7 protein-coding genes and 4 pseudogenes are annotated in these 14,658 nt (G+C 46.3%); 4 read left to right on the top strand and 7 right to left on the bottom strand.

All coding sequences use genetic code 11. The features are described 5' to 3' along the window. Positions 1–246: 246 nt before the first annotated feature. Both H6F88_RS00650 and H6F88_RS00645 read right to left on the bottom strand, forming a co-directional pair. Complete coding sequence (locus H6F88_RS00650) at positions 247–669, bottom strand: ASCH domain-containing protein (RefSeq protein WP_199333392.1); 423 nt, start codon at positions 667–669, stop codon at positions 247–249. Positions 670–714: 45 nt separating this feature from the next. Beyond that, a complete protein-coding gene (locus tag H6F88_RS00645) occupies positions 715–861 on the bottom strand; it encodes a hypothetical protein (RefSeq protein WP_190640825.1) in 147 nt (48 codons plus the stop codon). Between the two features lie 73 nt (positions 862–934). On the opposite strand from H6F88_RS00645, the pseudogene H6F88_RS00640 reads away from it, so the two are divergent. Next, a pseudogene (locus H6F88_RS00640) lies at positions 935–1,897 on the top strand (integron integrase). 155 nt (positions 1,898–2,052) lie between these two features. Here H6F88_RS00640 and H6F88_RS00635 read toward each other — a convergent pair. Both H6F88_RS00635 and H6F88_RS00630 read right to left on the bottom strand, forming a co-directional pair. Continuing rightward, positions 2,053–3,792, bottom strand: coding sequence for a site-specific integrase (locus H6F88_RS00635; RefSeq protein ID WP_190640824.1), 1,740 nt, complete (start codon positions 3,790–3,792; stop codon positions 2,053–2,055). Between the two features lie 1,134 nt (positions 3,793–4,926). Beyond that, positions 4,927–5,082, bottom strand: coding sequence for a hypothetical protein (locus tag H6F88_RS00630; protein WP_190640827.1), 156 nt, complete (start codon positions 5,080–5,082; stop codon positions 4,927–4,929). 20 nt (positions 5,083–5,102) lie between these two features. Here H6F88_RS00630 and H6F88_RS00625 point away from each other — a divergent pair. Continuing rightward, positions 5,103–5,814 (top strand): annotated as a pseudogene (locus H6F88_RS00625) (IS6 family transposase). 710 nt (positions 5,815–6,524) lie between these two features. After that, on the top strand, positions 6,525–10,451 hold the full coding sequence (locus tag H6F88_RS00620) for a S8 family serine peptidase (protein WP_190640823.1): 3,927 nt from the start codon (positions 6,525–6,527) through the stop codon (positions 10,449–10,451). A gap of 301 nt (positions 10,452–10,752) precedes the next feature. Here H6F88_RS00620 and H6F88_RS00615 read toward each other — a convergent pair whose 3' ends face one another. Then, positions 10,753–10,917 (bottom strand): hypothetical protein, encoded by a 165-nt coding sequence (locus H6F88_RS00615; RefSeq protein ID WP_190640822.1) that lies wholly within the window; start codon positions 10,915–10,917, stop codon positions 10,753–10,755. Then, a pseudogene (gene ltrA, locus H6F88_RS00610) lies at positions 10,890–12,204 on the bottom strand (group II intron reverse transcriptase/maturase). Before ltrA ends, H6F88_RS00615 begins: the two are co-directional and overlap by 28 nt. A gap of 900 nt (positions 12,205–13,104) precedes the next feature. Here ltrA and H6F88_RS00605 point away from each other — a divergent pair. Continuing rightward, a complete protein-coding gene (locus H6F88_RS00605; protein ID WP_190640821.1) occupies positions 13,105–13,272 on the top strand; it encodes a hypothetical protein in 168 nt (55 codons plus the stop codon). A 69-nt stretch (positions 13,273–13,341) separates the two neighbouring features. Here H6F88_RS00605 and H6F88_RS00600 read toward each other — a convergent pair. Next, positions 13,342–14,658: pseudogene (locus H6F88_RS00600) on the bottom strand (hypothetical protein); the annotation flags it as partial.

The raw sequence follows: 14,658 nt of genomic DNA, 5'->3' as shown, positions 1-14,658 counted from the left end.
TTTTAACGCTTTGACCAGACCCAACTCAATCTTGCGATCTAACCTTGGGTTGCGATCCCATAACCGGTCAAGTCACTACTTTTCGATCCAGCCAAGGTTATTGTCGCCGAACACCCGCCGCCGGAAGCGCGGAGTGAAGCGAGGAACAAGCGGAGGCTGTATGCGGTCGGGTGCAGCGCCTTGTTGTGTTGTTGTCATTGACGCTTTGCAGGTGCACTCACAACCTTATGACCATGCCTTGTCCGCTTAAGTTAGCGGCTCTACAGACTTAATGATTTCAATCAGTTTAAATCGTTCACAATACATCAGCATATCTGGTGCGAATTTGCCTTGTCGTTCGTAGTAGTTGCGGTAACCCACCCTCCAAGAAGAAAGAGTTCTATCGTCTTCGCCACTATCGTAAGCAAACTCTTCATCAACCTCATCATACCTGAGTAACCGGAGTTCTACAGTCTTGATTACGGCAACAGGCGAACCTTTACCGTCTAACACCACGTGCTTTTGCCCTACCTGTGTTTGCTGTCCTTCACTCTGTAACCAAGACGTACCCCTTTTTACCCCTTTAACGACTAAAAATGCCAATTCGTCAGCCAACTGCGGCGTATCGCCAAAAGAGAACTTGTTAAGTGTTGACCACCATTGCTCGTTCATAGATATCGTTGTAGCCAATTTGTCCTCGCACTTCCGTCACGCTACGCGCAACAACACAACAATTTAGTATACAGAGCCTTGCTGTAGATCTCCGGTTCTGGGATGGATCAACGAACACTCTGCTGTAGATTCACCCCAGATTGGCAAATAAACAGCAATGCTGCTGTAGATCCACCCAGACTGGGCGAGATATACAGCAGAGTTCCGCATATCTGCTCAAGCAGTTTCAGTAGAACACTTGTATTATTAAGTTGCATTTTATACAAAACCGCTTCACTGACTTATGCTGGAACCTCCCCCACGCAAGCTGCTTGACCAGGTCCGGGATGCTATTCGGGTCAAACACTACTCCTATAGCACTGAAAAAACCTATGTTCACTGGATTCGCCGCTTCATTTTGTTTCACAATAAGTGTCATCCCGCTGATATGGGCACCCCTGAGGTCACTCAGTTTTTGACTCACTTAGCTGTCAATGAACACGTCGTTGCATCTACTTAAAACCAGGCACTCAACGCCATCGTTTTTCTCTATCGAATCGTTCTCGAACAAGAGCTAGTGGGTATCAATGCAGTTCGGGCAAAACCATCGCGCTACTTACCGACTGTTCTGACCCCGGATGAGGTACAGCATGTCATTCATCACTTATATGGTGTTTATAAGTTACTCGTGCAACTGTTGTATGGAAGTGGGTTGCGGTTGAGTGAAGGATTGCAGTTGCGGATCAAAGATGTCGATTTTGCTCAGCATCAACTTGTCATCCGTGATACGAAGGGAAAGGAAAGTCGAGTGACTATGTTACCCAACCGTGTCGTGGAACCATTGCAAGTGCATCTTCAAACAGTACGACAGTTGCACCATCAAGACCTCGATCGCGGTTATGGCTCGGTGTATCTCCCGTTTGCCTTGGAGCGGAAGTACCCTCATGCTGATCGCCAATGGATTTGGCAGTATGTATTTCCAGCAGAGCGGTTATCGCAAGATCCTCGCAGCCGGGTAACACGACGACATCACCTGCATGAAACGGGCATTCAACGAGCAGTGCGGCAGGCTGTGAGACTAGCTAGGCTAGAGAAACGAGTGACTTGCCACACCTTTCGCCACAGCTTTGCGACCCATCTACTTCAAAATGGGTACGACATTCGCACGGTACAAGAACTTCTAGGGCATAAAGATGTTAAGACAACGATGATTTACACCCATGTTTTGAATCGGGGTGGACGAGGGGTAAGAAGCCCGCTTGATTGAACCAGTAACCTATCCTAAAAGCACCCAGTTTTCTGCCGAAAAGAGGCATTTTCGGCAGGAAAATTGGGCAAAGCTGAGAAAACTACTCTTCTTGACTTCGGATATCCCAAAGCTAAGGACATCTTCATCAACCTGAATCTTAGCAACGAAGCTACTCAAGTTTTGGCTGTTGAATCCCACCAACTTTGGGCTTTACTAGTTTTCTCTCTAGACGTCATCAGGCTATAAGTTCTGTTGGCTTCATCAACAGAATGCCCCATCAATTCAGCTAAGGCTTCTTGCTGTTGAGGATCTCCATTCTTCCGTTGATGAGTGATTGCAATATTTCTAAAGAAGTGTGGATTAGTCCGTTTTGGTTCATCAAAAAGAAACGAGGTTACTTTGTACATATGGCTGGTAACATATTTGTATAAAGCACCTGCATTGAAGGGTTTACTACAAGCTTCTGGGTACCGCTTCGAACCAACCATCATAAAAACAAACTCATGGTCTGCTTTAAACTTTGGTCTCCATACAGTGAGCCATTCATCGAGGTAGGCTGTTAGGTGGCTGGGAATAGGATATTCTCTACCTCGACCAGTTTTAGAGCCAACTTTGTGGCCATCAGGTCCAACTCTTACCCAATAACGTTCTGGCTCACGAAATATAGTAACGCCAACCTCTAATTCGCGAAGTTCTCGCTGCCGTACTGGACAATAAATCAACAGTGAAATAATCAGATAATGCTGCCATGAGCTAATGACACCTCGTTCAGGTCTACGTGATGTGCATCGACGTGTTCCATCCTTCCGAAAGTACTCTCTCATCGGCGCACAACATGCTTTCAGGTAGCTCTCAACCTGCTCACATTCCTCAAAAGTTAAAAACTTTTCTATCTTTTCCTCCTGAACGTTAGTGCCCTGAGATCTTCGTTTCTTGTCAAGCTCACGCCCATAATCTCTAAGTGCTACAACAGCTTCAACATCTTTATAGAATGAAGCTCTAGAGTATTTGTGATGTAGCCATTTTGCGACGTTCAAGCCTGCCGCTGCAAAGGATCCTGCCCAGGCATACGTATTATCTTGCTTATTGATTCCCCAGGCGATAAATTCTTCCAGTAACTCTCTATCGGTCATCAATTCTAGACTGAGATTCTTACTTTCCCATCCTCTAAAATTCTTTAGCCAACCTAAGAAAGCCAGAATGCTGGTACGTCGACTTTGATAAGTCACTTCCCGCATTGGATCATCTTTTCGTTTAGGTACCTCCTTAGCTGTTAAGAAATAGTGGAGTCCGTATTGAGGTAAGGAATTAGCAGGGAAACCCTTAAATTGCTGGACTAAAGCTTTACTAAAATCTCGTTTGGTTAGCGTTGGCTCACCTGCCACTGTTCCTCCTGGTACTACCTCCAATTGTCTTATTAGTCTAGGAGTCAACTCAGATTCTTTCAAACTGTAGTGAAGTTCGCTGCGACAACGCTTTCCTTGTCTGCTAGATCCGAGATACTGGAATAACTTTTTATTAGGTCCGTTTCCCAATGGAGGGGCGTATTTTCCTGGGTCTTTTGATGCTTTAGATGGCGATTTAGGATACCAACCTTGTTCACGGAGCCAATTAAGAAAGCGTAGAATTGCTGACCTATATCCTCTAACAGTTTCCAATGATAAGACACCTGCATCAATCGATAACTTTACACTTTTTTCGAAAGATTCCTCAACGTTCCTAAATTGCTCAATTGGTACCTCTATCAAAACTACATCTAACTTCTTAAGTTTAGTAGTTGTAAAGCCATAATCAGGCAAGACATGGCGTCTTAGCCCAGATCTAAGATTGTTGATCAAACTGCAGTTATTCCGATTGCCCTCCTGCTGAGTAAAAATTACAAAAGCATCAAACAAAGATTGGGGAACTTCCATAGAATTTGTCTAGATAATGGACGTGTCTCAATAGTACAACGGTACTGTCTACACAGGAGTACTGTGTAGATATAGGTGCTGTTTTTGAGAAAAAAGGAGAAAACCAACGAAATCCTTTTCCAACAAAGCTCCTATGATTTTTAATTTTTTAGTCTCATTGGAAGACTTTTTTGTATTCCAATAAGACTAGCCTTTAGGCTTATGGCAGCCTGAGAAACCGCACTATCAGCCAGTTAACCAAACTGACGGTAAACAGAGATAGTACACAGTTCGTGAGAGAAGAAAGTTTAGGAAATTGAGTTAACAATCTGCAAAAGGAAATTTTAACTAATTCCTTGGCTTAACCTTCTAGGAGCCGTTTGACTACTCATAAACCGAGTTTATAGGACCGGGAAAATTTTGCAAGTCTCAAATTTATTGAAATATTAGTAAAATCTGGAATTACCGTTCAAAAAACTCAGGCTATGTAGGTAAACTCGCCTTTTCCTCGGTTAATCTTTGATCGCAAAACTTCAGAATAAGGCCCTACAAAATCCATTAAAAATATTTTTAAATGGATTACCACTTAAGGATATCCTTAAGTGGTAATCCATCTAATTTTTATCATTGACAATACTAATTTATACAAACGAATTCACTTTAAGCATCAATTGGTGAAGCAGGCTAAACAGAAGTATTAGGATGATTTAGTAAATTAGTGAACGACGAACAAATAATAGTTTTTGGCACCAAAGTTTGTAAAATACTTCCCTGTAGAAGGGCATACGGTTGAAGGTTTTATGCAGATAAGCCCTGTAGAAACTTCGACTCCTGTAGGGAACATCTCAATTTTCCTAGCAGTTGCTGGAATTTGTATAATTCAATGCCATAAATGCCTCTTTTCGGCTGAAACTTTGTGCGTTAAATATTTCTGGACACTGCTACGTTCAGATCTTCGTCATGGATCAAGTGGACTTCTCACTTTTTGTCCTCCTTGGTTGAAGAAATGAGTGTAGATCATTAGACCTGCTTTGAAAATAGATTTTCGTTCGCGGATGTGAGCGCGATGGCGCTCATGATGTCTCTTGCATGAATCGAGAAGATGAGCAAACAGTAGATTACTTAACCTGTTTACCTCAATCCTTGAATGAGTTGTTATCCCATTGATTCAGCTGCACTGCCTCCTACCTCAACTGGCTCCGGTAGATATAAGCGATCCTCACCAGCATCATACTCAAACAGTTCCGCATAACGTCCCCAATCTACGGTTGTGTCGCAAAAACCAGTCAATGGTAAAGTAAGCAGGCTCAAACTTCTCTCCTTGCCCTTCGATGTCTACTCCTGCTGTGTTTAAGTGGCGGCACTTTCTGCCTGAAATCATCCTGCTGAATGTGCGGTGGTACTGCCGCTACTCCCTCAGCTACCGAGACCTGGAAGAGATGATGCAGGAACGGGGTGTCGAGGTAGACCACTGGACGATCAATCGTTGGGTTTTAAAGTATGCCCCAGAACTCGACAAACGCATTCGACCTAACCTGAAGCCAACCAAGAATTCCTGGCGCGTAGACGAAACTTATATCAAAGTCAGAGGAATATAGGAAGTATCTATATCGCGCCGTGGATTCGGAGGGCAATACCCTGGATTTTATGCTCAGTGCCAAGCGGGATGCTCAAGCTGCCGCACGATTCTTTCGTAAAGTCCTGAAAGCCCAGCACACGCAGACTCCACGGGTGATTAACGTAGACAAGCATGCTGCTTACCCAGCGGCAATGGAGGTTCTCAAAGCAGATGAGGCGATTGATCAGAAGACGGAACTGAGGCAGAGCAAATATCTGAATAATATGGTTGAGCAAGATCATCGGCACATCAAGCGAATTGTAAAACCGATGATGGGATTTAAGACGTTCAACACAGCAAGAAGAGCCTTGAGTGGGATTGAAGCAATGAATATGATTAGAAAAGGACAAGTCAATGGCATCGATCAAGGGAATGTTGTATCTCAGGTCAGATTTATCGAAGCAATCTTTGGAGTAGCTGCTTAAGACGATGAGATTGATAGAAATCGTTTGTCTTTAATGAGTTTTTGCGACACAACCCCTGTGAGCAGGTAATTTTTGTCTCATCTTACGATTTCATTTTGGAAGCTCTTTTCTATGCAGCTTCATATTGAATTGGTATAACGCAACAATCGTTGTCTTCTATTGAAACGTTCTATCCTCAAGGGTATTGGAGGTTTCTTTTTGTCTCTCACGGCTTGCATAGATTCTCTTCAGCAATCAATGAGGATAGAATGAGAAGAATTTGATGAGGACAATTGTTCAACCTTGCTCTTGTATCTATTACGGGCTTAATGTCATATTCCACAGTTCTTCTACCCTCGTGTTGGGTTGAGTTCATGAGTGCTATGGCTCATAGTGAGATGAGCTGACTTAGAACAAAAAAGCAACTTCCATATCATAAAGATTGTCTAGATGGACATTTATTCTTTACTTAGATAGCTTTGTCCCTGCTTAATCTTTTAATAAACTAACAATAAATAATTAGTGAGTAATATTTGATACTAAAAACTTTGAGTGCTGATTGCTCTTTAAAGATCCAAATATTGATGTCGTTTGAGATTGGATTGCTATAACTAAATAAAGCACTTTTTGAAACCTGTTGTGTGTAGAATTCTGAATTTATAAGGCGACTTCTGATTTCATCTGTGAGTTTTTGGTCCTAGTAAACCTGCTCTAGCCAGAGGTATCTACCAATGTCTATCAATGAAATCAATCCTGGAAACGGTTTGGAGACTGGAGTAGATCCCTCTACTGGTCTACCTGGTAGCACTGATATTAATCGCGATCCCTTTAGACAGTCGCCTAGTAGGGCTCATAGTACTCTTATAAACATTTCGACGCATCCTCTTTTGAATCCTGCTGATGGCTTGGATATAGGAGCAAGCCACGACAGCAGCATCAATGCTGCTCAAACCAAATCTGGTACTGGTACCTCATCGGTATATGGAGATGAATTTGAAAGTGGAATTCCTCCAATTGATTTTGCTGCGCGACAAGTAGGTAAGGCGTTTAATGTCGTTGACAAGACAATTGAAGAGAGTACTTCAGGTTTACGTCAGTTCATTAGTGAGACAGCCACTCACCTTCCTGAAGCCGCGCATGAGGGAATTGATACGGTTCGCGAGACTTGGAATGCTCCTGACAATGAACTCCGAGAAGGTTTGACCGGTCGCCTTCAGCAAGGGATTGGATTTTTTAAGAAATGGGTCGCCAATCTATCTGAAAACCGCGATGTTAGAGAATTCGTGGATAGTGCTATCACTGTTGGGCGCAACCTTGCCGAAAAGACTGGAGACGTTATCCAAAATGCTCAAGTTGCGACTGAATCTTGGGTGAACGGAGCTTATAGCGAAACTTATTTGGAGAATTTTCTACCTTCAGGTCAGTCTGGCGGTGGCGATCGCCTGGCTCATCCCTATGTGGGTGTCATTGATACTGGCTTCAAGGCACAAGATCATGGAACTCAAGTAATAGACGTGATTCAGCGGGTTGGACACCAATTCCCGGATTGGCTAGCAGATAGTGTAGGAACTGGAACATGGTCAAAGTCCTTGGTGAACTTCGTTGATGCGGCAAAAGCAAGAGGGCATTCCAATGCAGTCATCAATCTCAGCTTTGATTTGACTCAAATTAACCCGGATGGCAGTGTCTCAACCCGCTTGGAGTTGACTGCTGAGGAAAGAGAGGCTTTGAAGTACGCCCAAGCGAATAGGGTGCTAGTTGTTGCTTCGGCAGGCAATCAGGGTGAAGCCATGTCTGCTTTAGGGCAGGCATCTCAAGAGTTTGACAATGTGATTGCTGTAGGAGCCAGTGAGGGAGGAAAACGAGCGGAGTATTCTAGCTACGGAGCAGGGTTAGACTTTGTTGCCGCTGGTCAGGGAGGTGAAGCAATGGGGACATCTCTAGCGGCAGCTAGGGTGACAGGAGCGATCGCCAAAACCTGGGACGCAAACCCACAGTTAGACTATCGCCAGGTCGTCCAAGCACTTGAGTCAACCGCGATCGATTTGCAACAGCCAGGACGGGATTCTGAGACGGGCTATGGTCAGGTGAACATTTCAGCCGCGATCGATTTGGCTGAAGATCTCACTCCTCAACCCCGATCGCTTTCGACCCAAGTTCTGCCTACGATTAAAAGAGGTCAAGCTGAAGACTTGCATAACGCCATCGTTGAACGTGACAGCTTAATTGGGCAGAAATCGAATAGTGCTACCCCAAGTGAACGACCCAATCTTCTACTAGTAGAGGGCACAGGTACTCAACCCGAACCGCGCCCATCTTATGAACCTCATGACCTACCTAGAAATCCTGATGCAGCAGAGGTTTGGGTTACCCCTCCAGACCAGAAGGATGAATTGTTAGAGCAGAGAAACCAAATATTTGCTGAGGCGGCGGAGCACACCTCCAGCGCATCTGAGCTGAGTACGCCAAAAGCTCCAGGGCTGGACAAGCCTCCAGTTCTATTGAAGTATGAGCAAGGAGTACCCTTAACTTCTGATCCTGCTGTGAAACAGTGGCAGCAGCGCATGAAAGACCAGGGCTATGCCCCTAATATCGCTATAGATGGTTTTTATGGACCAGAAAGCGAACAAGTTGCCCGCAAATTCCAAGAGGCGCAAGGGCTAGAAGTAGACGGAGTTGTGGGTCCGGACACCTGGAATGCCGCCTTTAGCAATGATGTGAGCGAGCCACCTCCTCTACAGCCCGTTTCGATCGCTGCCATAGACCATGCAGATGTAGTTGCCGCACCTCCGCCTGCTGAGCCAAATCCTCAACATGAACCTCATGATGTGCCTACAAATCCTGATGCAGCAGAGGTTTGGCTTACTCCTCCAGACCAAAAGGATGAACTGCTGGAACGCAGAGCTAATATATTTTCGGGAGCAGAACTGCGCTATCAACCATCTGATCTACCCAAAAATCCTGATGCGGCAGAGATTTGGCTAGCAAACCCAGAAGAGAAGCGTGAACTATTAGAGCGACGTTCTAACTCGTTCTCTACCCTAGCCGAAAGCAATCAAACTTCAGCCCAAACGATCGCTGAAATGAGTCATATCGCTAGGATGGGCGAAGCCGCTGAACGATCGCTTCCTATGCTAGGTGCTGAAGTTGAAGCAACGTTCAGGGAGCTAGTTGATCCAGCAAATCTACCGCAACTACTTACGGAATTTGTTGGAGAGGCATTACTTATGTATACCGGTTTGGGTCTTTTAACGAAAATTGAAGATGCCTATCAAATCGGTTCAGCTCTATGGGATGCCGGGGGATATATACGAGACTTTTATGCAGTCACAGAGAATGCAGGGACTGAGGCAGATCTAAACACAGCAGCGCAGCATTTAACGGATGCAATCTCAACAGTAGGTGTCGATACAATCGCGGAGCTGTTGTTGGGTCGAGCAGTAGGCAGGGGGGCAACAGATGGGACATCAATAAGCAATCAACCGTCTTCATCTCTAGATTCTGACAATAGCCCTCCGAGCACTAATCGCAATGATGATCCTACAGGTACTACAAATTCAGGTACTACGATCGGGCAATCGAGAGAACAAAACACTAATAACAGTCCTTTTGATACTAATCGCCCTAATGATTTTGAGAATATTAGAGGCTTGAATGACGAGAACAGAACCTCTCTTTACAGGCTCGGAGACACGTCCAATTTTAGAGACCTAGGTTCTGGGATTAATGATAATAACGTTCCGAAATCGCCTACTAGTCCACCACTTGCTACAGGTGGTTCTGGCAGATCTGGCAACAATAACAACAGACTTCCGCCTGTAGGTGGAAGTGACGGAAGAGGAAGTTCTGATGATGAAAGTTCTGACGATGGAGCATTGCCCTCTAACCAGAACCCAGATAACTCAAACCCACCTCCTAATCCTGAAGCCATAGTCAGTTTGAGTCCTGAACCGCGCTCCAATATCCCGGCGATCGAACCATCACACAATTCCGACCCTGTAACTAGTTCCAGCACACCTCCCAGATCTAGTGATGCGGCATCTGCTGAACTTACACTCGAAGAGATAGCAAAAGTGCAAGAGTTTTTTGGTGATATACCTTCAGCAAGATTGCAAGAAGTGCGTGATAGCGTGAGAGCCTACCTAGATGATCAAGGGGATGCTTCTACACAAGATCCTGAAGAGGAAGTCGTGAAAGGAGCGTTTAATGAAAGGCAAGAGGAGGTTCGTGAAAGTGTTTTAAATGAAAATGGAATGGAGCTTGTACCTACAGGAGAAGCTGAACCTGGTGAACCTGCACAACCTGAGCGTTTGGCTAGGGGCAACTATGCTGATGAACATGGTGAAAGATTTACCAAACTTCCTCCTGATTTAGACGATCAGCGGTCAATAAGAGTGAATGGTCGAACAAGTCGCATGGATCGCGTGGATTGGAGAAATGGAGTGATCTATGAGATTAAATCTGAAACTGATAGTAAAAATCATTATGAGCAGATTAACAGGTATGTAGAGGCTATGAATTTGCTCTATCCCAGAAGTGATGGAGCCTCTTGGCGCGGTGAAATAGTCACATATAACCCCAAGGAAGTGACAAATGACATGTTGGAAAGAGGACATCTTCCTGGCAGTGTTGCCACTCGCATCCTCAATGGAGGATAAGGAACTAAAGATACAAGGGTGGGCAATGCCCACTCTACAACCGAGTTAAATTGTTTGCCTTCAGAACCTTAACGATCGCGGTTCAACCTACAACATTCAATCTCAAAACAGCATTGTTCGCATCTTAAACTTCAGCGATCGCCCTCCAACCCTTACAATTCCAGTTCTGCCCCGCATCGACCGCGTTCAGAACCCCATCAATGAATAAAAACGACAGACTACCAAGGGTTATGAAATGCGATCGCCATTACTCAAAGCGCGTTGAAGAAACTCATGTGTTTTAAGCGTGCATAGTTGTAAATCACATATTGCTAATTTTGAAAGTGCGATCGCAGCATAATCGGGTCGAGGCAGGTGTTTCTCCTGCCCCTCCCACACCACCCATCGTGCGGGTCCGCAATGGGCGGTTCATGAAGACGCGCAAACAACCTTGATGAATTAGGTGTAACCCTGGATTTTCAGCCATAGGTTACGAACCGATAGCAATCCCTGTTGCTCAAGCCACTGGTTGGTCATCCCTGTATGCGTTGCTAACGTTTTTGACAAGCGCCAATAGCCTTTACGACTAATACCTGTCATAATTGCTTGCCGCTTCCTTGTTCCAAGTTTGAGCAGGTTGGTGATGCGCGTTCTGGGTCTGCGCCACTGCTTCCAGTAGCACATCCGAATCCGTCGCCTCAACCACCCATCCAACTCTTCAATAGGAGTGTAATGTTGGGAGATGCTTGCATTTGTTCATCCATCCTCGTAAGTAGCAGTTCAATCGTTTGATTCGTTCTGCCATTGAGACTCCCCAACTGCGGGACGTTAATCCTCGCAATCGATGTTTGAAGTCCTTCAGGGCTTGGTTTGTGACGAAAATCCGAATACCTCGGAATGTAAATCCCAAGTACTCTAGTTTCTCGATCTTGACCACTTGACTTTTCTGTTGATTGACCTTGAGCTTCAGCTTTTGAGTCAGATAGTGGCTAATGCTTAGCATTACCCGTCGCCCTGCCCGTCTACTTCTGACCAGGATTACTAGGTCATCGATATACCTGACAAAGCGATGTCCTCTATCTTCCAACTCCTTATCGAGGTCATCCAGAAGGATGTTGGACAATAACGGCGAAAGGGGCGAACCTTGTGGTGTCCCTAGCACCGTTGGCTCAATCGTGTCCCCTACCATTACCCCTGCTCGCAGGTAACATCCAATCAATGCCAGAAGTCCCTTATCGGTGACTTTTCGAGCAATGCGAGACATCAAAGCATCATGGTTGACCTGGTCGAAGAATTTCTCTAAATCCAGATCAACCACATATCGGTATCCCGCTTTGACGAACGTTTTCGCCTGGCGGATTGCTCCGTGAGCAGAGCGTTTTGGTCGGCTCCCAAAACTGGATTGGGAAAACTCTGGGTCGAAGATGGGAGTTAGCACTTGTAGGATGGCTTGTTGGATAACCCGGTCGATGACACAAGGCACACCCAATTTTCGCTCTCCCTTGCCGTGTGGTTTGGGAATGGTCACCCGTCGCACTGGACGAGGTTGATAGCTACCATCCATCAGAGATTGGCGAATCTCACTCCAATGCTCCCGTGCATAGTCTGGAAAGTCTTCCAGGCTCATCCCGTCACTGTCGGGTGCGCCTCGGTTTGACTTCACTCGGCTCCATGCTTGTTGTACATTGCTGCGCTCTAAAATTCGCGTCATCAAGTTGCCCTTGGCTGGCTTAATGCCCGCACGCCAAACGCCATCTCCCCCATCCGGGTTCATTGATGAGTTTGAGTTGTTCATCGCTCCTCCTTAACTCGTTCATGTTCGTCCCTTCGCTCCAAATGGAACTACTATGGACTCTGCTGACTTCTGTTTGACTTATCACTGAGTATTGCTACTCCATGCGCTGTTTAGGTTGCCGTAGGGTTCGGTGGCTGTTCTATCCGTTTCCAGATAGCCCTCAGTCCGACTCCCATAACACTCCCAGTCGCCATCAAACAGACCTCCCCAGATAAGAATGTGAACTGTCTCTGCACAACCGCGTCAAATACTTGTGTTCCCTGAACCATTGGGCTTTGTTATGTTGTGCTAACTCGCCCCAGGAATCTCAGCCTTCTATGTCGTTTCTGTTCGTCGGTTCGCAGATTTGCCGCCAGCTTCCTTCAGACCCTCCTTCACAGGAGCGCCCTTGCTTTAAGCTAGGAGTTGTCATCGCTCGGATCTGTAACTTGACCATTTGGATGTTGGTTCTCCTCCAGGGGACTTTCACCCCATTAGTTCACACCCATGCTGGGCGTACACAAGTTGATGGAGCGGAACGGAGCATGGGTTGTCTGCTAAGTTGCAAAGGTTATTGCCTGTTCAGACGTGGAAGAGGCGATCGCTCTTCTAGTTCTGCTCATGCCTACCCATAAAAACGGGTAGCTTCCCGACTATCCCAAAACAAGAGGAAACAAGATGATACAGCTATATCAAAACCGCCGACCACGCTTTATAAGGTCGGTCTATAGGGAAACAGGGCCCTGACCACTAGGTTAGGGCTTATTGTTTTAGTTAGGGTTAAATGGCAAATGCATTAAGTCAACGAATACAGCAAGACTTAAATACTATTAGTAGTCCGAAAGTTTTTGTGAGATGGAAGATACCATTTTATTAGCCAGTCTACTTTTCAACTGGGTCATGTACTACTGGCCGTCCTCATGGCTTGACATTAATCGGTGGTATGGCTTGACCGAGTTCCAAAGAGTGGCTCAGATAGAGTTAGGTAGACCGATCACGATGGAAGAAGTTCATCAAGCCGCACGACATCTAGCCGGTTTTGGTGTCATTAACTATCCTCAGGAGTAAATGCCTATTTCAACCATTTACTCCTAGAATTAGTCCTTACAAAGTGTTGAAGAATGCCCCTTGTGCAGATCAGTATTCACTAGAATTGACTTGCCATAACCGGTAGAGCAACAAATGCAGCTCATATTGGGTCAGATGTGCTCTGCGCTTACCCTGGAAGTTATCGGCAATAAACTGCTGCACCTGGGCAACAGTCCAGCCTAGATGCTTGATTTGATGCCTAATTCCGTCTACCACATCACTCAGGTCATGGCGATCAAAAGCAGGCTCAAGATGGGAGGAATCGTTTTGCGCTGTTCGAGGATGAGAGACAACTGGAAGGACAACGGTTTCACTCAGGAGTGATTCTACCTGTGGAAAACTCTCATTCCCCCTCCCTGTACCCTCCCCTTTCCGATCCAAAGGGGGTTTCGAAGGAGGATGGTCAGGCGCTAGCGCTTCACCCTTCATATAGGCAATCGTGTGTAATTCCTCTGAGGAAGCGGCTTTGGAGGCTTGAGTAGAGGTTTCAGAAGGGGAGGATAAAGTCGTTGAAACTGCCTCTGTGGGGGTAATTACATGCTCTTGGGGCTGCCATAGCTCTTTGTACTTCTGGAGGGTGGTAAAGCTGCACTTCGCTAGTTGGGCGATCGCTTTCATGCGGGCGGTCATGCCGTCGGGTAGTTCGCCTCTTGCTTCCAGTTCTGAGACGGCTGTTTTGATTCGGCTCTGTGCGTCTTCTGCACGCTTTCGATTGAAGCAGACGATGTTGTTGCCCCCTTGTGGCGCTCTCCCTCGTTTGGGAGTAGTGCCTAGTGCCCAGTAGTAATTTTCGGCGGCGCTTGCCCAGTCTTCGGCGCGTTTGCTGATCTCATGCTGATGGCGGCACCATTGGCTGTAGCCAGGGCAATGAGTAGCAATCTCCTCGACGTAGTGGACCAGTGCTTCTCCGCTTAAGCTTTCAAACACAACCCCGTAGCAGGCGATCGCTTTCAGCAGCTGGTTGGTCTGTCCGTAGCCGGTCCAGCCTTGCTCCATTTCGCTTTGCAGGTCTTGTTTCCAGGAGTCGATTCTGTTGGAGCGGGAGGCTCGACGAGTGCGATGCGCTTTGCGGGCGCGGGTGAGTGCTTTTCCCAGTTCGTCCATGTCCTGTCCGGCAGCAGCGGTGTCCCAGGCTCCAAAGAACTGCTCCAGGTTCCCTCGGATGGGCTGGAGGTCTTCATTCAGGAGGGTTGAACCGGAGCCGGGTTGCAGGGGCAGTCGATGCGCGTTGTATTCGACTGTCTTGCCCGCTTTACCGTAGCTTTTGACGTTGGGGAAGACTTCTAGTTGTCCGGGGTAGAGGAAGAGTTCTTGGGTTGCCAGGCACTGCTTGAGTGCGACTGCCAGGTCAAAGGTGGAGACGGA

Source organism: Oculatella sp. FACHB-28 (assembly GCF_014696015.1).
In the GTDB taxonomy this organism is placed as follows: Bacteria; Cyanobacteriota; Cyanobacteriia; order Elainellales; family Elainellaceae; genus JAAUTN01.
This window is presented reverse-complemented; position numbering and strand designations above follow the sequence as displayed.